Source organism: Streptomyces sp. NPDC021096 (genome assembly GCF_040641275.1).
Taxonomy (GTDB): Bacteria; Actinomycetota; Actinomycetes; order Streptomycetales; family Streptomycetaceae; genus Streptomyces.
Genome location: NZ_JBFADG010000007.1, coordinates 184,140 through 204,977 on the forward strand (window position 1 = coordinate 184,140; position 20,838 = coordinate 204,977).

At 72.3% G+C, this 20,838-nt stretch carries 15 protein-coding genes and 1 riboswitch; of the genes, 10 read left to right on the top strand and 5 right to left on the bottom strand.

The genetic code is table 11. From position 1 onward, the window contains the following. The first annotated feature begins 13 nt into the window (after positions 1-13). A riboswitch (TPP riboswitch) is annotated at positions 14-150 on the top strand. After that, a complete protein-coding gene (gene thiC, locus AB0G59_RS13675; protein ID WP_360911145.1) occupies positions 144-1,922 on the top strand; it encodes a phosphomethylpyrimidine synthase ThiC in 1,779 nt (592 codons plus the stop codon). (Overlaps the previous riboswitch by 7 nt.) Before the next feature lie 34 nt (positions 1,923-1,956). Here thiC and AB0G59_RS13680 read toward each other — a convergent pair whose 3' ends face one another. The 3 genes from AB0G59_RS13680 to AB0G59_RS13690 all read right to left on the bottom strand — a co-directional run bounded on the left by AB0G59_RS13680 (position 1,957) and on the right by AB0G59_RS13690 (position 5,594). After that, the gene (locus tag AB0G59_RS13680; protein ID WP_360911146.1) at positions 1,957-2,838 is read right to left on the bottom strand and encodes a hypothetical protein; all 882 of its coding nucleotides are present in this window, start codon (positions 2,836-2,838) and stop codon (positions 1,957-1,959) included. A gap of 189 nt (positions 2,839-3,027) precedes the next feature. Beyond that, on the bottom strand, positions 3,028-4,140 hold the full coding sequence (locus tag AB0G59_RS13685) for a metallophosphoesterase (protein ID WP_071966170.1): 1,113 nt from the start codon (positions 4,138-4,140) through the stop codon (positions 3,028-3,030). A gap of 341 nt (positions 4,141-4,481) precedes the next feature. Further along, positions 4,482-5,594, bottom strand: a complete 1,113-nt coding sequence (locus AB0G59_RS13690; protein ID WP_071966079.1) for a LacI family DNA-binding transcriptional regulator — start codon at positions 5,592-5,594, stop codon at positions 4,482-4,484. Positions 5,595-5,931: 337 nt separating this feature from the next. On the opposite strand from AB0G59_RS13690, the gene hisC reads away from it, so the two are divergent. From hisC to AB0G59_RS13720, 6 genes are all read left to right on the top strand, one after another. Beyond that, positions 5,932-7,008 (top strand): histidinol-phosphate transaminase, encoded by a 1,077-nt coding sequence (hisC, locus tag AB0G59_RS13695; RefSeq protein ID WP_360911149.1) that lies wholly within the window; start codon positions 5,932-5,934, stop codon positions 7,006-7,008. A 285-nt stretch (positions 7,009-7,293) separates the two neighbouring features. Next, the gene (locus AB0G59_RS13700; RefSeq protein ID WP_360911151.1) at positions 7,294-8,868 is read left to right on the top strand and encodes a cytochrome ubiquinol oxidase subunit I; all 1,575 of its coding nucleotides are present in this window, start codon (positions 7,294-7,296) and stop codon (positions 8,866-8,868) included. A gap of 24 nt (positions 8,869-8,892) precedes the next feature. Further along, the gene (gene cydB / locus AB0G59_RS13705) at positions 8,893-9,894 is read left to right on the top strand and encodes a cytochrome d ubiquinol oxidase subunit II (protein WP_360911153.1); all 1,002 of its coding nucleotides are present in this window, start codon (positions 8,893-8,895) and stop codon (positions 9,892-9,894) included. Between the two features lie 12 nt (positions 9,895-9,906). After that, the gene (gene cydD / locus AB0G59_RS13710; protein WP_360911155.1) at positions 9,907-13,530 is read left to right on the top strand and encodes a thiol reductant ABC exporter subunit CydD; all 3,624 of its coding nucleotides are present in this window, start codon (positions 9,907-9,909) and stop codon (positions 13,528-13,530) included. Between the two features lie 9 nt (positions 13,531-13,539). Further along, entirely contained in the window at positions 13,540-15,201 is a 1,662-nt protein-coding gene (locus tag AB0G59_RS13715; RefSeq protein WP_360911156.1) for a GAF domain-containing protein, read from the top strand. Positions 15,202-15,352: 151 nt separating this feature from the next. Beyond that, entirely contained in the window at positions 15,353-16,219 is an 867-nt protein-coding gene (locus AB0G59_RS13720) for a M23 family metallopeptidase (RefSeq protein ID WP_360911158.1), read from the top strand. A gap of 29 nt (positions 16,220-16,248) precedes the next feature. Here AB0G59_RS13720 and AB0G59_RS13725 read toward each other — a convergent pair whose 3' ends face one another. Continuing rightward, complete coding sequence (locus tag AB0G59_RS13725; RefSeq protein WP_360911161.1) at positions 16,249-17,112, bottom strand: Cof-type HAD-IIB family hydrolase; 864 nt, start codon at positions 17,110-17,112, stop codon at positions 16,249-16,251. A gap of 131 nt (positions 17,113-17,243) precedes the next feature. Here AB0G59_RS13725 and AB0G59_RS13730 point away from each other — a divergent pair, with 131 nt between their 5' ends. The 3 genes from AB0G59_RS13730 (at position 17,244) to AB0G59_RS13740 (ending at position 19,832) form a co-directional block, all read left to right on the top strand. Next, positions 17,244-18,143, top strand: a complete 900-nt coding sequence (locus tag AB0G59_RS13730) for an LLM class flavin-dependent oxidoreductase (protein ID WP_360911163.1) — start codon at positions 17,244-17,246, stop codon at positions 18,141-18,143. Positions 18,144-18,276: 133 nt separating this feature from the next. After that, positions 18,277-19,179, top strand: a complete 903-nt coding sequence (gene htpX, locus AB0G59_RS13735) for a zinc metalloprotease HtpX (RefSeq protein ID WP_360911165.1) — start codon at positions 18,277-18,279, stop codon at positions 19,177-19,179. Positions 19,180-19,238: 59 nt separating this feature from the next. Then, positions 19,239-19,832: a hypothetical protein gene (locus AB0G59_RS13740; protein ID WP_360911167.1), complete on the top strand. Its 594-nt coding sequence runs from the start codon at positions 19,239-19,241 to the stop codon at positions 19,830-19,832. 9 nt (positions 19,833-19,841) lie between these two features. On the opposite strand, the gene AB0G59_RS13745 is transcribed toward AB0G59_RS13740, so the two are convergent. After that, complete coding sequence (locus AB0G59_RS13745; protein WP_360911169.1) at positions 19,842-20,828, bottom strand: MerR family transcriptional regulator; 987 nt, start codon at positions 20,826-20,828, stop codon at positions 19,842-19,844. Between the last annotated feature and the right edge of the window lie 10 nt (positions 20,829-20,838).

The window sequence follows — 20,838 nt, forward strand, 5'->3', positions numbered from 1 at the left end:
AGCGTGGTGCCACCTTTGCAATCGCGGGAGCTCGGAGCACCGGGCTGAGAGGGCGCTGACCTCCGTACGGAACACGTACGGACGCCGCTGCGTCGACCGCCGAACCTGTTACCGGGTAATGCCGGCGTAGGGAGACTGGTCTGATGACCTCGCAGGATGCACGCACGTCCGAAACCGGCCGGGAGATCGGCTGGAACAAGGACTACGTGACCGGCTCGCGGCCGGACCTCAGGGTTCCGGTGCGGCGAGTGCACCTCACCAACGGGCAGGACGTACGGCTGTACGACACCTCCGGCCCGTACACCGATCCGGCCGTCGCGACGGACGTCCGGCGCGGCCTCCTCCCGCTCCGGGAGAACTGGATCATCGGCCGCGGCGACACCGAGGAGTACGCGGGGCGCCCCATGCGCCCCGAGGACGACGGCATCAAGCACACCTCGCCCCGCGGCGGCCTGAAGAACCTGGACGCCGTCTTCCCCGGCCGCCCCCGCCAGCCCCGCCGGGGCCGCAGCGGCGCCGCGGTGACCCAGCTCGCGTACGCGCGCCGCGGTGAGATCACCGAGGAGATGGAGTACGTCGCCCTCCGCGAGAACGTCTCCCCCGAGACGGTCCGCGAGGAGATCGCGGCCGGCCGCGCCGTGCTCCCGGCGAACGTGAACCACCCGGAGATCGAGCCGATGATCATCGGCAAGAAGTTCCTGGTCAAGGTGAACGCCAACATCGGCAACTCCGCTGTGACCTCCTCCATCGAGGAGGAGGTGGAGAAGATGACCTGGGCCACCCGCTGGGGTGCCGACACGGTCATGGACCTCTCCACCGGCCGCAACATCCACACCACCCGCGAGTGGGTGCTGCGCAACTCCCCCGTCCCCATCGGCACCGTCCCGCTCTACCAGGCCCTGGAGAAGGTCGACGGCAAGGCCGAGGAGCTGACCTGGGAGATCTACAAGGACACGGTCATCGAGCAGGCCGAACAGGGCGTCGACTACATGACCGTCCACGCCGGCGTGCTGCTGCGCTACGTCCCGCTGACCGCCCGCCGCAAGACCGGCATCGTCTCGCGCGGCGGCTCGATCATGGCCGCGTGGTGCCTGGCGCACCACAAGGAGTCGTTCCTCTACGAGAACTTCGAGGAGCTCTGCGAGATCCTCGCCGCGTACGACGTCACGTACTCCCTGGGCGACGGCCTGCGCCCCGGCTCGATCGCGGACGCGAACGACGAGGCGCAGTTCGCGGAGCTCAGGACGCTCGGCGAGCTCAACACCATCGCCAAGCGCCATAACGTCCAGACGATGATCGAGGGCCCGGGCCATGTCCCGATGCACAAGATCAAGGAGAACATCGACCTCCAGCAGGAGATCTGCGAGGAGGCGCCGTTCTACACGCTCGGCCCCCTGACGACGGACGTCGCACCGGCGTACGACCACATCACCTCGGGGATCGGCGCGGCGATGATCGCCTGGTGGGGCACCGCGATGCTCTGCTACGTCACGCCCAAGGAGCACCTGGGCCTGCCGGACCGCGACGACGTGAAGACCGGCGTCATCACCTACAAGATCGCCGCGCATGCGGCGGATCTCGCCAAGGGCCACCCCGGGGCGCAGGAGTGGGACGACGCCCTCTCCGACGCGCGTTTCGAATTCCGCTGGGAGGACCAGTTCAATCTGGCCCTGGACCCGGAGACGGCCCGCGCCTTCCACGACGAGACGCTTCCGGCCGAGCCGGCGAAGACGGCGCACTTCTGCTCGATGTGCGGACCCAAGTTCTGTTCGATGAAGATCTCCCAGGACATTCGCCGTGAGCACGGGGGAGATCTTGCCGTCGCCGCCGGGGAAGCCGTCGATCCGCAGGCCGGAATGGCGCAGAAGTCCAAGGAGTTCGCGGCCTCGGGCAATCGCGTATATCTGCCGATCGCGGACTGAACCGCCCGGACCGGCCGACCGGTGGACCACCGGCCTATTCGGGCCGGTGGTCCGTGCCGAACTCCGGGCTCGTGAAATCCGGGCTGGTGAAGCCCGCACGGGTGGACGAGGACGGGTCGCTGTCGGGGCTGGAGAAGCCGGGCCGGGAGTAGCCGAGCTGGGGGGTGCGGCCGGGGCCGGAAGGCTGCCTGCGCACGGGGGCGGGGCGTGGCCCCGATCCGTTGGCCAGCGCTTCGCGGAGGAAGGGCAGGATGCCGCGCTCCAGCAGCGCCCGCCGCCAGGCCTCGCGGGCCTGCTCGGCCGCCTCGGAGAGTCCGTCGCCGTGCGGCGCCTCCTGCTGCCGGCCGTTGCGCAGGGCGGTGCGCAGCATGCCGGACATGGCGACCAGCACTCCGGCGACGGTGAAGCCGCCGAACCACCAGCCGACCGTGATCATCTGGCCCGCGACGGGCTCGCTCGAGCCGACCGTCCGCATGACGTAGCCGATCAGCAGGAAGAGGAACGCGGCGATCCCCGCCAGGGCCGGGGCCAGGACGGCCAGGACCGCTCCTGCGCCGGCGCCCTCGTCCTCGGGCACGTCGGCGGGTTCCGTCTCGGGACAGGGCGCGCTGCCGTGGCCGCCCTCGCCGCCGTGCGCCACCGCGCTGGCGACCGGCCGGGGCCGGGCGGCGGCCGACCGGGCGCGCAGTTCCTCGCGTGCGCCGACGAAGTCCTGGTATTCCGTCGCCGCGCACGCGCAGATGGCGGACATGGCGCTGAGTGCCATGGTGCGCAGTTGTTCGGTATTGAGCCGCTGTCCTATCGCGGCGGCCAGTGCGCTGATCTCAGGGTCTCGGTCCGCTGAACGCAACGCCTGGTCGAGAACCCGCTCGAATTCCGGGCGGTCCTCGGCCAACAGGTGCGGAGCGCTGTTCATGTGCATCCCCCGATGCTCCGTAGGGCCTTGATGCCGGCTGTACCACCGGGCAGTGGGCGGAAACGGAGGAGAGCCTGCTACGGATAAGCCGATGGTAGAGCCGCACGGGCGCGGGGTGACAGTGTGTTTCCCGAATTACCCCGCGCCGGTGGAACTCCTCATCTGCCCGTGGAGCGCCCCGCTGAACCCTCAGCCGGCCAGCGGAAGTTGCACGACCAGCAGTTTTCCGGCCATGGTGACGCCGCCGTCCATGGCGAGCGCCAGCCCGTCGGCGTAAAGATGCGGACCGTCCACCACCGGCGCGCCGCCGCCGTCCTCGTCCGCCTCCTCGGTACCGACCTCGCCCAGGAGGTAGGGGATGGGGCTGTGGCCGTGCACGATGCGGGCGCCGCCGTAGGTCTGCAGCAGCTCCCGTACGGCCATCGGGCCCGCGTCCTCGTCGCGGAAGGCGAACCGCTTGGTGAACTTGCGGAACAGGTCCCAGACCTCGTCGGGGTCGTTGCGCTGCAGGGCCTCGGTGATCGCGTCGTTGACGTCCTCGATGGAGTCGCCGAATTCCAGATAGGCGGTGGTGTCGGAGTGCACGAGCAGGTGCCCGTCCTCGCGCGCCATCGCGTCCAGGCGCGACATCCACTGCAGGTGGTGGTCCTCCAGGCGCTCCATGTCGGTGCGCTGGCCGCCGTTGAGGAGCCAGGCCGCCTGGAAGGAGGCGGTGCCGGCGCCGGAGTTGACCGGCGTGTCGGCGAACCGCTTGGCGCCGATGAGCAGCAGCTCGTGGTTGCCCATGAGGGCCTTGCAGTAGCCGCCGGCGGCGGCGGCCTCGGCGGACAGCCGCATGACGAGGTCGATCACGCCGACGCCGTCCGGGCCGCGGTCGGTGAAGTCGCCGAGGAACCACAGGCGGGCGTTGCCGGCGGCCCAGTGCCCCTGGGCGTCGATGAGCCCCTGGGCGGCGAGCGCCTCGTACAGCTCGTCGAGGTAGCCGTGGACGTCGCCCACGACGTACAGCGGGCCCGGGCCGGTGGGCAGGGGCTCGTGCTGGGGAGCGGCCAGGGGGGTCAGCTCGACGGTGGGCACGTCCTGGGGAGGAGCGCTCTGGGCGATGACCGGGAGGTCGCGCGCGGTGGGTGTGTACCCCTCGGGGTACTCCGGGTACTCGGGAGCCGCCTGCGGGGGCGGGACCGCCCGGTCGTAACCGGGCATGGGAGGGGGAGCGGCGTACCCGGGGAAGGGCGGCATCGCCGCCGCGGTCCGTGCCGCAGGTCCCTGACCGGCCCCCTGAGTCATCGACCCCTCCACCATCGCGCCGCCGTGCACCTTGTGGACCTTGCCTGGTCGACGGCGGTCCGTGGTGTCGTGCGCCCATCATAGGAATGACCGTCGCGGGTTGTGACGCACCAGGGGCTGTGAATCGGGGCGGGAGACCGGGATCGCCGGTCATTTCTCCCCAAATGAGCCGTTTGATGAGCCGTTCGCGCCGGTCAGACGGGCTCCGGGCGGCTCCCCGTGGTCGGTGACCCGCTTCCTCGTGCGCCGGACACCGGGTCCACTCCGGTTGACGCGGTCCGGGCGTGGCAGGTCCTGGTGGGTCGCGGCCCGGGGCGCCGGCCGGGTCGCGGTCGGCCGGGGCGGGCAGCTGCGGGTCAGGTCGCGGCGGGTCCGCGCGGCGGGCTGACGGTGGTGCGCGGGTGACGTCGTTCGGAGGAGGTCCGGACGATCAGTTCGGTGGGTATGACCTGTTCCACCGGGCGGCCGGTGTCCAGGCCCTCGATCGCGTCGATCAGGAGCTGGACGACCGCGGTCCCGATGCGGCGCGGCTTGAGCGACAGCGTGGTGATGGGCGGCTCGGTCGTGGCGTAGACGGTGGACTCGCTGCAGCAGACGAGCAGCAGATCGTCGGGTACGCGCAGGCCGTAGCGGCGGGCGGCCGCGAGCAGGTCGGTGCCGTTGGGGTCGAACAGCCCGTACACCGCGTCGGGCCGGTCCGGGCGGGCGAGCAGCCGGTCGGCCGCGACGGCGCCCGCGCAGGGGTCGTGGGCGGGGTACTCCTCGTAGACCGGGTCCTGGCCCACGCGCTCGCACCACCGCAGGTAGGCGGTGGTGGACAGCCGGGTGTAGGTGTCCGTGGTGGTGCCGGTGAGCAGGCCGATCCGGCGGGCGCCGGCGTCGGCGAGGTGGTCGAGGATGCCCAGCACGGCGGCCTCGTGGTCGTTGTCGACCCAGGCGGTGACCGGCAGGGAGCCCGCGGGGCGGCCGTCCGAGACGACGGGGATGCCCTGGCGGACCAGGTCGGAGACGACCGGATCGTGGTCGGAGGGGTCCACGACGACCGTGCCGTCGAGGGCGACGTTGGACCACACGTCGTGCCGGGAGGTGGCCGGGAGGATGACGAGGGCGTAGCCGCGGGCGAGCGCGGCGGAGGTGGCGGCCCTGGCCATCTCGGCGAAGTAGGCGAATTCGGTGAAGGTGAAAGGTTCATCCCCGTAGGTGGTCACGGTCAGGCCGATGAGCCCGGACTTTCCCGTACGGAGGGTGCGGGCCGCGGCGGACGGGCGGTAGCCCAGCCGGTCGGCGACCTCGCGGACATGGCGGCGGGTCGCGTCCGGTAGCCGGCCCTTGCCGTTGAGCGCGTCGGAGACGGTCGTGATCGAAACCCCGGCGGCGGCGGCCACGTCCCGAATGCCCGCCCGCCCCTGCCGACTGCCCCTGCGGGACGGTTCCGCCCGGCTCACCTGATGCTTCCCTGCTGCTGTCATGGCGAGCCGATAGTAGGGCTCGGGTGGTCCTTTGGCAGGGCGTCCTATTTGACTGTTGACAGGCACGTTTCTGCTGTGGCGATTCCCCTCAATGACCATGGAAACGCAGGCAGTTAAGGGTGGGTGTGCGGTGGCGTCGGGGCGTGGCATATCCACGCCTCATGATTGGTCCAGGTCTCGAAGAGGTCTCAACTCACCTTCACGGGGGATGCGCGCCACGGCGCCCGCCACGGCGTGCACCGGAAAGAGGAGCGCTCCCAAAGACCTGGACGCCGCCCGGGGCAATCCTCATAAGGTGTGCAGTATTCATGTCAGTGGTGGTGGAGGAGGATCTACGGTGACCGAGAAGACCCCCAAGCTGCGCGCGGCGCTCGACGGTGTGCCGACCTACAAGCCCGGCAAGCCGGCGGCGCCCGGCGGCCCGGTCGCGTACAAGCTGTCCTCCAACGAGAACCCGTATCCGCCGCTGCCCGGGGTCCTGGAGTCCGCCGTCGGCGCCGCCTCCTCGCTCAACCGCTACCCCGACATGGCCTGCACCGCCCTGATGGCCGAGCTGGCGGAGCACTTCGACGTGCCGCTGACGCACCTGGCCACCGGTACCGGCTCGGTCGGCGTCGCGCAGCAGCTGGTCCAGTCGACGGCGGGCCCGGGCGACGAGGTGATCTACGCCTGGCGCTCCTTCGAGGCGTACCCGATCATCACCCAGGTCTCGGGGGCCACGCCGGTGCCGGTGCCGCTGGCCGAGGGCGATGTGCACGACCTGGACGCCATGCTCGCCGCGATCACTGAGCGGACCCGGTTGATCTTCGTCTGCAACCCCAACAACCCCACGGGTACGGTCGTGCGCCGGGCGGAGCTGGAGTCCTTCCTGGACCGGGTGCCCTCCGACGTGCTGGTGGTCCTGGACGAGGCGTACCTGGAGTTCATCCGCGACGAGACCGTCCCCAACGGCATCGACCTCTACCGCACCCGGCCGAACGTCTGTGTGTTGCGGACCTTCTCCAAGGCGTACGGGCTCGCCGGGCTGCGCATCGGCTTCGCGGTCGCGCACGAGCCGGTCGCGGCGGCGCTGCGCAAGACGGCGGTCCCCTTCGGCGTGAGCCAGGTGGCCCAGGACGCCGCGGTGGCCTCGCTGCGCAGCGCGGAGGCGCTGCGCGAGCGGGTGGACGCGCTGGTGGCCGAGCGGACCCGGGTGGCCGGGGCCCTGGCCGGGCAGGGCTGGACGCTGCCGGAGTCGCAGGCCAACTTCGTCTGGCTGCCGCTGGGGGAGCGTTCCGTGGAGTTCGCGGCCCTGTGCGAGCAGGCGGGCGTGGTCGTACGGCCGTTCCCGGAGGGCGTGCGGGTGACGATCGGCGAGACCGAGGCGAACGACATCTTCCTGCGGACGGCGGAGGAGTTCCGCAAGAAGATGTAGCGAGCGGGCGGGCGGCGCGAGCCGCGGCCTGCCGAGAGCGAGTGGACGCCGTGTGCCCCCGGACGGGGTGCACGGCGTCTTCGCGTTCCTTGGGTCCTCCGGCCCGGCGCCAGGGCCGAAGGGGGTACCCCGCGTGCTTGTCCGAAAAAGCGGTGCGCAATAATGCTTGTGAATGTGAACGCGTTCACAAGCGCTTCCTTTATGCCCCTCTTTATCTGGGCCATACGGGGGCAAAAGCCTGGCGGTATGTGCCGCCGGTGACGCAAGAGGCAAGGAGAGACCCCAGTGGATCTGGCTCTGGCTCCCGAGACACTCGCCCGCTGGCAATTCGGCATCACGACCGTCTACCACTTCCTCTTCGTACCGCTCACGATCAGCCTCGCCGCGATCACGGCGGGCCTCCAGACGGCCTGGGTCCGAACGGGCAAGGACAAGTACTTCCATGCCACGAAGTTCTGGGGAAAGCTCTTCCTGATCAACATCGCGATGGGCGTCGTCACGGGCATCGTCCAGGAGTTCCAGTTCGGCATGAACTGGTCGGACTACTCGCGCTTCGTCGGTGACGTCTTCGGGGCGCCGCTCGCGATGGAGGCGCTGCTGGCCTTCTTCTTCGAGTCCACCTTCATCGGACTGTGGATCTTCGGCTGGGACAAGCTGCCCAAGAAGATCCACTGCGCGTGCATCTGGATCGTGGCGGTCGGCACGGTCCTGTCCTCGTACTTCATCCTGGCCGCGAACTCCTGGATGCAGCACCCGGTCGGCTACACCATCGACAAGGCGACCGGAAAGGCCCAGCTCACCGACATCTGGGCGGTGATGACGCAGAACACCACCCTGGTCGTCGTCTTCCACACCCTCACCGCCGCCTTCCTCACCGGAGGCGCCTTCATCGTCGGCATCGCCTCCCTCCACCTGTGGCGCGCCAAGCGCAAGCAGATCAAGGGCGAGGAGCTGGGCGAGAAGCAGCGGCACCAGATCGGCGCGATGCGGACATCGCTGCGCGTCGGGCTTGTCGTCGCGGTCATCGCCGGGCTCGGCACCGCGATCAGCGGTGACAGCCTCGGCAAGGTGATGTTCGAGCAGCAGCCGATGAAGATGGCCGCCGCCGAGGCGCTGTGGGACACCAAGGCACCGGCGCCGTTCTCGGTCTTCGCGGTCGGCGATGTCTCCAAGGGCCACAACAGCGTCGAGATAGAGATCCCCGGCCTGCTCTCCTTCCTCTCCCACAGTAACTTCACCGACGCGGTCCCCGGCATCAACGACATCGCCGCCCGGGAGGCGGCGGCCTACGGCGGTCAGCCGGAGGACTACATCCCCAGCATCTTCATGACCTTCTGGGGCTTCCGCCTCATGATCGGCTTCGGGATGACGTCGTTCGTGGCCGCGCTCATCGGGCTGTGGACCACGCGCAAGAAGTTCTGGCTCGCGCCGCGGTTCCGCACGGGGGAGAACGAGGTCCCGCGGCTGATGCTGACGCGGACCCGCGAGATGAGCCCGTTCTTCACCACCTGGTCCTGGCGCATCGGCATCCTCACCATGGGCTTCCCGCTGATCGCCAACTCCTTCGGCTGGATCTTCACCGAGATGGGCCGCCAGCCCTGGGCCGTCTACGGGCTGATGAAGACCGGCGACGCGGTCTCGCCCGGCGTCAGCCAGGCCGAAGTCCTCATCTCCATGGGCGTCTTCACGCTGCTGTACGGGATCCTCGCCGTCGTCGAGGTGAAGCTGCTGGTGAAGTACGCCACGGCCGGCCCGGACACGGACGAGAAGCCGCCCACGAAGGACCCGAGGCTGCGGCTCCCCTCGCCGGGGGCCGGCGAGCCCGAGGACGCCGACAAGCCGATGACCTTCGCGTACTGACGCGGCGGAACGGAGACACCGACCATGCACCTCCACGACCTCTGGTTCCTGCTGATCGCCGTCCTGTGGACGGGCTACTTCTTCCTCGAGGGCTTCGACTTCGGCATCGGCGTCCTGACCAAGCTCCTCGCCAGGGACCGCACGGAACGCCGGGTGCTGATCAACACCATCGGACCCGTCTGGGACGGCAACGAGGTCTGGCTGATCACTGCGGCCGGCGCGACCTTCGCCGCCTTCCCCGACTGGTACGCCACCCTCTTCAGCGGCTTCTACCTGCCGTTCCTGCTCATCCTGGTCTGTCTGATCCTGCGCGGCGTCGCCTTCGAGTACCGCCACAAGCGCGCGGGCGAGCGCTGGCAGCTGAACTGGGAGCACGCGATCTTCTGGTGCTCGCTGCTGCCCGCCTTCGTGTGGGGCGTCGTCTTCGCCAACATCGTGCGCGGGGTGCCGATCGGGCGGGACAAGAACTTCGCCGGTGACGTGCTCGACCTGCTGAACCCGTACGCCCTGCTGGGCGGCGCCCTCACGCTCGTGCTCTTCACCTTCCACGGCGCGGTCTTCGCGACGCTGAAGACGGTCGGCGACATCCGCCACCGGGCGCGGTCCCGGGCGACCGTCCTCGGAATGACCTCCGGCGTCCTCGCCGTGACCTTCCTCGGCTGGACGCAGATCGAGTCCGGCAACGGCCGCAGCCTCGTCGCGCTGATCGTCGCCGGGGTGGCCCTGATCGCGGCGCTGGCCATGAACCACTTCGGGCGGGAGGGCTGGACGTTCGCCTTCTCGGGGGTGGCCGTCGCGGCCGTCTTCGCGCTGCTCTTCCTGGCGCTCTTCCCGGACGTCATGCCGTCGTCCCTCGACCCGGACTGGAACCTCACGGCGGCGAACGCAGCCTCCAGCCCCTACACCTTGAAGATCATGTCGTGGGTCGCGGTGCCCATGACGCCGCTGATCATCGGCTACCAGGCGTGGACGTACTGGGTGTTCCGCAAGCGGATCGGCACCCAGCACATCCCGGCCGCCCACTGAGACGGCGGCGACATGAAGCCCGTCGACCCCCGTCTGCTGACCCACGCCTCCGCGACCCGCTTCTTCCTGGCCGCCTCCGTCGGCCTCGGACTGGCCGGGGCCGGCCTGGTCATCGGCCAGGCGATGCTGATCGCCGAGATCGTCACCGGGGCCTTCCAGGACGGGCGGACGGCCGGGGACCTGGGCACGTCCCTGGCGCTGCTGGCCGCCGTCGCCCTGGGCCGGGCGGCGGTGTCCTGGCTCACCGAGCTGGCCGCGCACCGCGCCAGCGCGGCGGTCAAGTCCGAGCTGCGCACGCGGCTGCTCGAAAGCGCCACGCGCAACGGGCCGGGCGGGCGGAGCACCGGCGAGCTGACCGCCCTCGCCACGCGCGGAATCGACGCGCTGGACGGCTACTTCGCCCGCTACCTGCCCCAGCTGGGCCTGGCGGCCGTGGTGCCCGTCGCCGTGCTCGCCCGTATCGTCACCGCCGACTGGCTCTCGGCGCTCGTCATCGTCCTCACCCTCCCCCTCATCCCGCTGTTCATGGCCCTCATCGGCTGGGCCACCCAGAGCCGCATGGACCGGCAGTGGCGGCTGCTGGCCCGGCTCTCCGGGCACTTCCTGGACGTCGTGGCCGGCCTGCCCACGCTCAAGGTCTTCGGCCGCGCCAAGGCGCAGGCCGAGTCGATCCGCGCCATCACCGCCGACTACCGGCGCGCGACGCTGCGGACGCTGCGGCTGGCCTTCCTGTCCTCCTTCGCCCTCGAACTGCTGTCCACCGTGTCGGTGGCGCTGGTGGCGGTCGGCATCGGCATGCGGCTGGTGCACGGCGAACTCGACCTGTACACCGGCCTGATGGTGCTGGTCCTGGCGCCCGAGGCCTATCTGCCGCTGCGCCAGGTGGGGGCGCAGTACCACGCGGCGGCGGAGGGCCTCGCGGCCGCGGACGAGGTCTTCGCGGTGCTGGAGAGCGAGAGTGCCCCCGCCGGCACACTGACGGCCCCGGACGCCCGCGGTGCGGTGCTGACCGTCGACCGGCTCGTGGTGCGCCACCCGGGCCGGCCCGAACCCTCTCTGGCCGAGACGGCGTTCGAGGTGCGGCCGGGCGAGACCGTCGCGGTGACCGGCCCCAGCGGAGCCGGCAAGTCGACCCTGCTGAGGGCGCTGCTGGGCCTCGAGCGGCCCTCGGGCGGGCGCGTCCTCGTGGGCGGTACGGACCTGTCATCGCTCTCCCCCGAAAGCTGGCGGAACCAGGTGGCCTGGGTTCCGCAACGACCCCACCTCTTCGCCGGGACCGTCGCCGAGAACGTACGGCTGGCCCGGCCCGAGGCCACGGACGCGCAGGTGCGGGACGCACTGCGGGCGGCCGGGGCGCTCGAGTTCGTCTCCATGCTGCCGCAGGGCACTGACACCCGCCTCGGCGAGGACGGCGGCGGGCTGTCGGCCGGGCAGCGCCAACGCCTCGCGCTGGCCCGGGCGTTCCTCGCGGACCGGCCGGTGCTGCTGCTCGACGAGCCGACCGCCGCCCTCGACGGCGAGACCGAGGCCGCCGTGGTGGCGGCCGTACGGCGGCTGGCCGTGGGCCGGACCGTGGTGCTGGTCGTGCACCGGCCGGCCCTGCTCGCCGTCGCCGACCGGACGGTACGGCTCCCCGGCGGGGCGTCGGGGCAGGGGCGCGCGCCTGGTCGCTCGTCCGCCGGATCGCTCGGCCTTCCGTCTGCCGGTGCGCCCGTCGGCCCGGCCTCCGGCAAGGTGCCGGAGGCGACCGAGGGGACTCGCGGGGACGGGCAGGCGCACGACGGTCCTGAGGCGCCCCACGGCGTGCGCGGCAGCGGGAACGAGGTCGAGGGCGACCGCGTGCGCGGCGCCCGGGCGCTGGCCCGGGTGCGGGGTGCCGGGCGGCCGTGGACGGGGCGGTTCGTGCTCGCCCTGGCGCTGGGGGCCCTGGCCCTCGGGAGCGCCGTCGGGCTGATGGGGGTCTCCGGATGGCTGATCTCGCGCGCCTCCCAACAGCCGCCCGTGCTCTATCTGATGGTCGCCGTCACCGCCACCCGCGCCTTCGGCATCGGACGGTCCGTCCTCCGGTACGCCGAGCGCCTGGTCTCGCACGACGCCGTCCTGCGCGTCCTGGCCGGGCTTCGGGTCTCGGTCTACCGGCGCCTGGAGCGCCTCGCCCCCGCCGGGCTGCGCGACACCCGGCGCGGGGACCTGCTCTCGCGCCTCGTCGCGGACGTGGACGCGCTGCAGGACTACTTCCTGCGCTGGCTGCTGCCGGTCGGCTCCGCCGTGGTCGTCACAGCGGCCTCCGTCGGCTTCACCGCCTGGCTGCTGCCGGAGGCGGGCGCGGTGCTCGCCGCCGGACTGCTGGCCGCCGGCCTCGCCGTGTCCGCACTGTCGGGGGCGCTCGCCCGGCGCGCCGAGCGGCGGCTGGCGCCCGCGCGCGGGGAGCTGTCCACCCATGTGGTCGAGGTGCTGACCGGGACGGCCGAGCTGACGGTCGCGGGCGCGCTGCCCGGCCGGCTGGAGCGGCTGCGCCGCACCGACGCCGAGCTCACCCGGATCGCGCGCCGGACGGCCGCCGCCACCGCGCTCGGCTCCGGGCTGTCGGCGCTGGCCTGCGGCCTGACCGTGGTCGGCACGGCTTGGGCCGGCGTGAGCGCCGTGCACGACGGACGGCTCGGCGGGGTGTGGCTGGCCGTGGTCGTGCTCATTCCGCTGGCGGCCTTCGAGGCGGTCACCGCGCTGCCGCTCGCGGTGCAGTACCGCCAGCGCGTCCGGCGCTCCGCGGAGCGGGTGTACGAGGTGCTGGACGCGCCCGAGCCCGTACGGGAGGGGACCGGCCGGGCGCCCGCCTCGCCGTTCCCGCTGCGCCTGACGGGGCTGACGGCGCGCCACCGGGGGCAGGACGCGCCCGCGCTGGACGGCTTCGACCTGGAGCTGACGGCGGGCCGCAGGGTCGCCGTGGTGGGGCGCTCGGGTGCGGGCAAGACCACGCTCGCCCAGGTGCTGCTGCGCTTCCTGGACGCGGAGGCGGGCTCGTACAGCCTCGGCGGCCGGGACGCCGCCCTGATGGACGGTGACGGCGTGCGGCGGCTGGTGGGGTTGTGCGCGCAGGACGCGCACCTCTTCGACAGCTCGGTGCGCGAAAACCTCCGCCTCGCCCGCACGGACGCGAGCGACGGCGAGCTGCGCGAGGCGCTGCGACAGGCGCGGCTGCTGGAGTGGGTGGAGACGCTGCCGCAGGGCCTGGACACGTTCGTCGGCGAGCACGGGGCGCGGATGTCGGGCGGTCAGCGGCAGCGGCTGGCGCTGGCCCGCGCGCTGCTCGCGGACTTCCCGGTCCTGGTGCTGGACGAGCCCGCCGAGCATCTCGACCTGGCGACCGCCGACGCTCTGACGGCCGATCTGTTGACGGCCACGCAGGGACGTACGACCGTACTGATCACGCACCGGCTGGCGGGTCTCGCGGCGGTGGACGAGGTGATCGTGCTGGAGGAGGGACGCGTGGCGCAGCGGGGCGCGTACGGGGAGCTGGCGCAGGCGCCGGGGCCGTTCCGGCGGATGCTGGAGCGGGAGGCCGCCGAGGGCGAGGTTCTCCAGGACGCCGCAGACACCAGGCGTAAGGCGCTTTCCCTGGCAAATGGTACTTATTAGGCTCGGCGCATGGCAGCGACCGCATCCCCTTCCGAGCCCCGGGGCGACGCCCCGCGGGACCCCACGTCCGCGCCGGCCCCCGCGGCCTGCCCGGACTCGGTGGACGTCGCCACGGAGGCCGCGCGCAGCCTGCAGGGGCTGTCCGTGGAGCTGACCGGCCGCGTGCCGCAGCTGATGGAGGCCATGCGGGCCGTCGGCACCGGGCTGGAGCTGCACACCACCCTCGACCGGATCGCCAGGACCGCCGCCGAACTCGCCGACGCGCGCTACGCCGCCATCGGCGTCATCGACCCCGGCGGCGAGGGACTGTCCGACTTCGTCACCTACGGGGTCAGCGAGGAGCAGTACGAGCACATCGCCGCCTTCCCCGACGGCCAGCACGCGCTGGGCGTGCCGATCCGCGTCGGGGGCGAGATCTTCGGCAACCTCTATCTGACGGAGAAGCGCGGGGGCGGCGAGTTCGGCATCGCGGACCTGCACATGGTGAAGATCCTCGCGACGGAGGCGGGCATCGCGATCGGCAACGCCCGCGTGTACGACGAGGGCCGTCAGCGCATGCGCTGGATCGACGGTTCGGTGGCCGTCACGACCGCGCTGCTGTCCGGCAGCGACGCCGAGGACGCCCTCTCCGTCGTCGCCGAACAGGCCCGCAGGCTCGCCGATTCGGACGCGGGCATCGTGCTGCTGCCGGACGGCGAGGGCGGCCTGGAGATAGTGGCCGTCTCCGCCGAGGACCCCACCGGACTGCTGGGGACGGTGATACCGCCGCACAGCCCGGTCGTCTCGCAGCTCCTCGCCGGGGAGCCGGTGTTCATCGACGACTCGGCCACCGACCCGCGCATGATCACGGAGGTCGCGCCCCGCTTCGGGCCGAGCATGCTGCTGCCGCTCAAGAGCGGCGACCGCGTGCTCGGCACCCTCGCCACGCCACGCAAGCGCGGCGCCCGCAAGTACACCGCCACCGAGCGCACCCTGGCGGCGCAGTTCGCCGCACAGGCGGCGCTCGCGCTCGTCCTGGCGGAGGCGCAGCGCGACCGGGAGCGGCTGGCCGTCTTCGAGGACCGCGACCGGATCGCCCGCGATCTGCACGACCTCGTCATCCAGCGGCTCTTCGCCACCGGCCTGCTGCTGGAGAGCGCTCAGCGCCTCGCCGTCGTGCCCGAGGTCGGCACGAAGGTCGGCCAGGCGGTCGACGAGCTGGACGTGACCATCCAGGAGATCCGCACCGCCATCTTCGCCCTGCAGCAGGAGCCCACCGAGGCGCCCGCGGGGCTGCGCACGCGCGTCCTGCGGGAGCTGGGCACGGCCGCCGTGCCGCTGGGCTTCCAGCCCTCCGCGGGCTTCGTCGGACCGGTCGACGCGAAGGTCGGCGAGCTCACCGGGAAGAACCTCATCGCGGCCCTGCGCGAAGCGCTCTCCAACGCCTTCCGGCACGCCCGCGCCTCCCGCATCGAGGTCCTCGTCGACGCCACCGTCACCCTGCCCGACGGCCGGGAAGGCGTCCGTCTGACGGTGGCGGACGACGGCGTCGGCATCCCCGAGGGCGGCCGGCGCAGCGGACTGCGCAACCTCGCCAAGCGGGCGGAGTCCCTCGGCGGATCCAGCTCGTACGGGCCGGGGCTCGGCGAGGACGGCGGCGGCACGAAGGTGGTGTGGGAGGCGCCCCTGTAGAGCGAGGGCGCTCTGCGGGGCACAGAGGGGCGCTCTGCGGGGGCGCAAGGGACCGCCCTATGGGCGTACCCGTAGCCCTATAGGTGCGCGCATTCCTCCGAACGCCCTCCTGCGGGCGCGCATGACGACCCATCAGGTCAGGATCGCGGGCATGCTCCATCCTTACCGTTCATATCGTCAGGTCCGTTCCTCCCGCCGCGCCTTGCGGGCCCTGCGGACCCGTCCCGTGCACCGGCAGGGCGGTGCGCTGCTCTGCGCGCTGTGCGTGGCGGTGGCGGCCCTGCCCGCCTCCGCGCAGTCGCGGGCGGCCGACTCCGACCGGCGGGAGCGGCTGGCCCGCATGGTGATCGAGGCCGACAACAGGAACAGGACGCTCGCCGCGAACCAGATGCCGGCATCCCCCTCCTGGCAGGCCCTCGACGCGGACGTCACCCAGGTGCGCATGGAGAAGAAGCTCCTGGAGGAGCGGCTCGCACAGGCGCGCGGCGACCTGAACCGCCTGGCGGACGCGGCCATCCGCAACCAGCGCTGCACCCCGATCGACCTCGACGGCCTCCAGAGCGAGATCCAGGACGGCCGCAACGGCGCGGACCGCGGGGCCGCCGTCTCGCCGAGCGGCTGGACGCGTCCTGTGCTGTCGTACGAGCTCACCGCGGGCTTCGGAGGCGTGGGCGCGCACTGGGCGGGCGGGCACACCGGGCAGGACTTCGCCGTCCCCACTGGTACGACCGTGCGGTCGGTGGGGGCCGGGACGGTGACGTCCATCGGGTGCGGCGGGCCCTACGGCATCAGCATGGTGGTCCGGCACGAGGGCGGCTGGTACTCGCAGTACGCGCACCTGGCGGCCCCGCTGCTGGCGCCGGGGCGGCAGGTGCGCGCGGGTGAGTGGATCGGGCTGTCCGGGACCACCGGGAACTCCACGGGGCCGCATCTGCACTTCGAGATCCGCAGGTCGGCGGGGTCCGGGAGCGCGGTCGAACCCGTGGAGTGGCTGCGTGCGCGCGGAGTCCTGCTGTAGGCGGCTTCCGACGCCCGTCCTTTCACCGGCTACGGCAGCCCGTGCAGGATCTGCTCGATGACCGCCGCGACACCGTCCTCGGTGTTGGCGGCGGTGCGGTGCGTGGTGGCCGCCAGCACCTCGGGGTGGGCGTTGGCCATGGCGTACGAGGTGCCGGCCCAGGTGAGCATCTCCAGGTCGTTGGGCATGTCGCCGAACGCCACGACGTGCTCCGGCCCGATGCCCCGCTCGGCGCAGCACCGGGCCAGGGTGCTGGCCTTGCTCACGCCGGGGCCGCTGATCTCCAGCAGCGCGGTGGGGCTCGAGCGGGTGAACGAACCGTGCTCGCCGGCCGCCATGCGGGCGAGGTCCAGGAACTCGTCCGGGGCCAGTTCCGGGTGGAAGGCGAGCAGCTTGACGATGGGGTTGCCCTGGCCGTCGCCGTCCTCCAGGAGCTCCTCGGCGGAGGCTATCCGCGCGCAGGGGTCCAGCTGGAAGGGCGGGTAGTGCGGCTCGTAGTGGATGCCCGAGGTCCGCTCGACGGCGAAGGAGGCGCCGGGCGCCGCGGCGCGCACCGCGTGGACGATGGCGAGGGCGGCGGCGGCCTCCAGCGGGCGGACGTCGACGAACCGGCCGCCGTCGTGCAGATCGACCACGACGGCCCCGTTGGCGCAGATCGCGAGGCCGTGCCCGTGCACGTGGTCCCTGACCACGCCCATCCAGCGCACCGGGCGGCCGGTGACGAAGAAGACCTCGATGCCCGCCGCCTCCGCGGCGGCCAGCGCCGCGACCGTGCGGTCCGAGACCGTCTTGTCGTCGTGCAGCAGGGTGCCGTCGAGGTCGGTGGCGATCAGCCGGGGAGTGGCTGCTGTCCGGCCGGCTGCCGGGGTCTCGGGCTCGGTAGCTGAAGTCACGCTCTCATTCTCGTCGACAGTCGCACGGTAGGCGTACAAACGTGCGGCCGGTATATGCGCTCCGGCCGGGAGCGGGCCGCCGGGGGCGCCCCGGGAGCCGGTTGTCGGACCCAGCGCCTAGGCTCGGTCCCATGCGACTGAGCACCGTGATCCTTCCCGACCGCCGCTGGTCCGAGGGCGGCCGTGAGACCTGGCAGCGAGCCGAGGAACTGGGCTTCGACACCGCTTACACCTACGACCACCTGTCCTGGCGCACCTTCCGGGACGGCCCGTGGTTCGGCGCGATACCGACCCTGACGGCGGCCGCGGGGGTGACCTCCCGCATGCGCCTGGGCACCCTGGTGACCTCCCCGAACTTCCGGCATCCGGTGACGCTCGCCAAGGAGCTCATCTCCCTGGACGACATCTCCGGCGGCCGCATCACCCTGGGCATCGGCGCCGGGGGCTCCGGATTCGACGCCACGGCGCTGCGCAAGGCCGGCGAGGAGCCGTGGACGCCGCGCGAGCGGGCGGACCGCTTCGGGGAGTTCGTACCGCTGCTGGACCGGCTGCTGAGCGAGCCCGTCGTCTCGTACGAGGGCGAGCACTACTCCGCCCACGAGGTGCGCAACATCCCCGGCTGTGTGCAGCGGCCCCGCCTGCCCTTCGCCGTGGCCGCCACCGGCCCGCGCGGCATGCGGCTCGCCGCGCGCCACGGCCAGGCGTGGGTGACCACCGGCGACCCGAAGCTGTACGAGACGGGCACCCCGGAGCAGTCCCTGGCGGCCATCGCGGGGCAGGTCGAGCGCCTCGGGGAGGTCTGCGCGAAGGCCGGCCGTGAGGTGTCGGAGCTGCGCAAGGTGCTGCTCACGGGCTTCACCCCGGACCGGCCGCTGGAGTCCTTCGACGCCTTCGTCGACTTCGCGGGCGCGCACGCGGAGCTGGGCATCGACGAGATCGTCGTGCACTGGCCGATAGCCGGCTCCATGTTCGAGGCCGACGTCAGCGTCTTCGAGAAGATCGCGACGGAGGGGCTGCGGCAGCTCTCCTGACGGTCACCGACGGCCACCGAGGGCCCCCGGGGGCGGGGGCCGCGGTATCTCCGCCGTCCCCGGCGGCGGAGAGGGAGAATCGGGACAGAGGTACCCGCTCAGGGCACGGTCCGCCGATCCTTGGAGGTACGCCGTGCAAGGCACCCGATTCTCCCCCGACCGGGGGCTGACCACCCGCATGGTCAGCACGATGTTCTTCATCGGGCTGCTCTACGTGGTCTTCGTGGGTGTGCTGATGGCGCTGCTGCGCGGCGCCTGGCCGATCGTGCTGGTCCTGGCGGGCGGCTTGTTCATCGCCCAGTTCTGGTTCAGCGACCGGATCGCGGCGTTCGGCATGGGCGCCCGCGAGGTCACCCCGCAGCAGGCGCCCGAGCTGCACGGGGCCGTCGACCGGCTGTGCGCGCTGGCCGACATGCCCAAGCCCCGGGTGGCGCTCGCCGACAGCGACGTCCCGAACGCCTTCGCCACCGGGCGCAACCGCCGCAACGCCCTGGTGTGCGCGACGACGGGCCTGATGCGCAGGCTGGAGCCCGAGGAGCTCGAGGGCGTGCTCGCGCACGAGCTCTCCCACGTCGCGCACCGCGACGTGGCGGTGATGACCATCGCGTCGTTCCTGGGCGTGCTGGCCGGGGTCGTCACCCGGGTGGGGCTGTGGGGCGGCTTCCGCCGCCTCGGCGGCCGCGACAGCAACACGGCGGTGCTGGTGGTGCTGATTCCGCTGGTCAGCGCGGTCGTCTACGCGATCAGCTTCCTGCTCACCCGGATGCTCTCCCGCTACCGCGAGCTGTCCGCCGACCGCGCGGCCGCGCTGCTGACCGGCCGGCCGTCCGCACTGGCGTCGGCGCTGACCAAGGTCACCGGGCAGATGGCCCGGATCCCCACCCGCGACCTGCGCCAGGCCGAGCCGTTCAACGCCTTCTACTTCGCGCCCGCCCTCTCCCGGGACGGCCTGAGCCGGCTGCTGTCCTCGCACCCGACGCTGGAACAGCGGCTGGAGCAGCTGGGCCGCATCTCGGCCGGCCTGGGCCGCGCCTGACGGCCCCGGCGCCGGCCCTCCGGAAAACGCCGCTGGAAGCACTGGAAGGAATCGTGCCCGTGGGTCTCCTGGACGTCATCCTCGGCCGCAGCAAGCCGGTCCGGCCCGACCTGGACCAGCTCTTCGCCCTGCCGTCCGCGGCCGTCACGCTGCAGGCGGGCGCGGGCTTCCACCCGACCGGGCTGGGCTCGGTGTGCTTCGCGAGCGTCGAGGGCGGCGCCTTCGACCGGCTGCGGGAGGACGTACGGGCCCTGCTGGACGCCGACACGGGACGTGGCGGGGTGCCCGTGGAGTTCAGCCGGGACCCCTACGGCTACACCTGGCTGCTCGCCCGGCACCCGGCGGAGGCCTCCGAGGGCGCCGCCGCCCTCGTCAACGACCTGCACGCGGTGAACACCCTGCTCGAAGACGCCGGTTTCGGCCCGCAGCTGCTCTGCTCGCTGATGGGCTTCCGGGACGCCGGGCAGCGCTCCCTCGCGCTCGTCTACCTCTACAAGCGCGGCACGTTCTACCCGTTCGCGCCCGTGCCCGGCGGTGGCGACAAGCGGGACAACGCGCTGGAGCTGCAGGTGAGCGCGCTGCTGGAGAGCGACCTGCGGATCGAGAAGGACCTGAGCCGCTGGTTCCCGGTCTGGGGCGCCCCGGGGCTGTGAGGGAAGCCCTCACATGTCGCCTCCGTCCGACGCCTCCCGCCCGTCCCGGGGCGCCGCCAGGAGCCCGTCCATGGTGCGGGCCTGGACCTCGCGTTCCGCGGCCGCGGTGATGAACGCCGCCACGTTCTGCGGCCCCACCAGCGCCCGTACCGCCCGTACGGTCGCGGCGGGCAGGGCCACCTGCTCGGCATCGTCCCCGGCCCCGTCCTTCCGGGCGGCGGCCGGTGCGGGTGAGGTGAGGTGGTGGCGGAGGTAGCGGGTGGCCAAGGTGCGCATCGCGCGGGCCAGTTCGGCGTCGACGGTCTGCTGGGCGAGGGGGCGCAGGCGGCGGACGAGGGAGGCGGCCTCGGTGGCCTCCTCGTCGGTGGGGCGGTGGCCGAGGTAGGGGTGGAAGACGTGCTCGGTGGTGAAGTCGAGGAAACGGGCGGCTATGTGCTCGACCTGGGTGCGCAGTTCGCGCAGATGACCGGAGATCGCGGGCAGGGGCACCCCGGCGGCGTGGAGCTCGGCGGCGACGGCCAGCTCCCGGGGGCTGGGCACGAGGAACTCGCCGGGCGAGGACGGCAGCCGTACCAGGACGCCGAGCCGCACCGCGTCCTCGACGGCCGCGTCGTCCCGTGCGCCGCCGAACCGTTCGTCCAGCTCCGCGCGGGTGATCCGGTCCGGCTCCTCGTCCGTCCACGGTCCGTCGACCTCCGTGGCCAGCCCCAGCACCCCGCCGAGCCCGCGGCCCGCGTCCCAGGCCTCCAGCAGCTCCTTGATGCTGGCCAGGGTGTAGCCGCGGTCCAGGAGGCCGGAGATCTGGCCCAGCCGGGCGAGGTGGGCGTCGCCGTAGACGTTGGCCCGGCCGCGCCGCTCGGGCTTGGGCAGCAGCCCGCGGTCCTGGTAGGCGCGGATGGTGCGGACCGTGGCACCGCTGCGGTGGGCCAGGTCCTCGATGCGGTACTCGGCCGGCGGCGGTTGCCCGTGCGGCGGGCCGGAGGGGGCGTCGGACAAGGGCGTCGCT

Bases quoted from the DNA above. Each gene is read 5' to 3' on its own strand.
- thiC (WP_360911145.1), top strand. From the start codon at position 144: ATGACCTCGCAGGATGCACGCACGTCCGAAACCGGCCGGGAGATCGGC.
- AB0G59_RS13715 (WP_360911156.1), top strand. From the start codon at position 13,540: ATGGCAGCGACCGCATCCCCTTCCGAGCCCCGGGGCGACGCCCCGCGG.
- AB0G59_RS13680 (WP_360911146.1), bottom strand. From the start codon at position 2,838: ATGAACAGCGCTCCGCACCTGTTGGCCGAGGACCGCCCGGAATTCGAG.
- cydD (WP_360911155.1), top strand. From the start codon at position 9,907: ATGAAGCCCGTCGACCCCCGTCTGCTGACCCACGCCTCCGCGACCCGC.
- AB0G59_RS13730 (WP_360911163.1), top strand. From the start codon at position 17,244: ATGCGACTGAGCACCGTGATCCTTCCCGACCGCCGCTGGTCCGAGGGC.
- AB0G59_RS13685 (WP_071966170.1), bottom strand. From the start codon at position 4,140: ATGGTGGAGGGGTCGATGACTCAGGGGGCCGGTCAGGGACCTGCGGCA.
- AB0G59_RS13720 (WP_360911158.1), top strand. From the start codon at position 15,353: ATGCTCCATCCTTACCGTTCATATCGTCAGGTCCGTTCCTCCCGCCGC.
- AB0G59_RS13690 (WP_071966079.1), bottom strand. From the start codon at position 5,594: ATGACAGCAGCAGGGAAGCATCAGGTGAGCCGGGCGGAACCGTCCCGC.
- cydB (WP_360911153.1), top strand. From the start codon at position 8,893: ATGCACCTCCACGACCTCTGGTTCCTGCTGATCGCCGTCCTGTGGACG.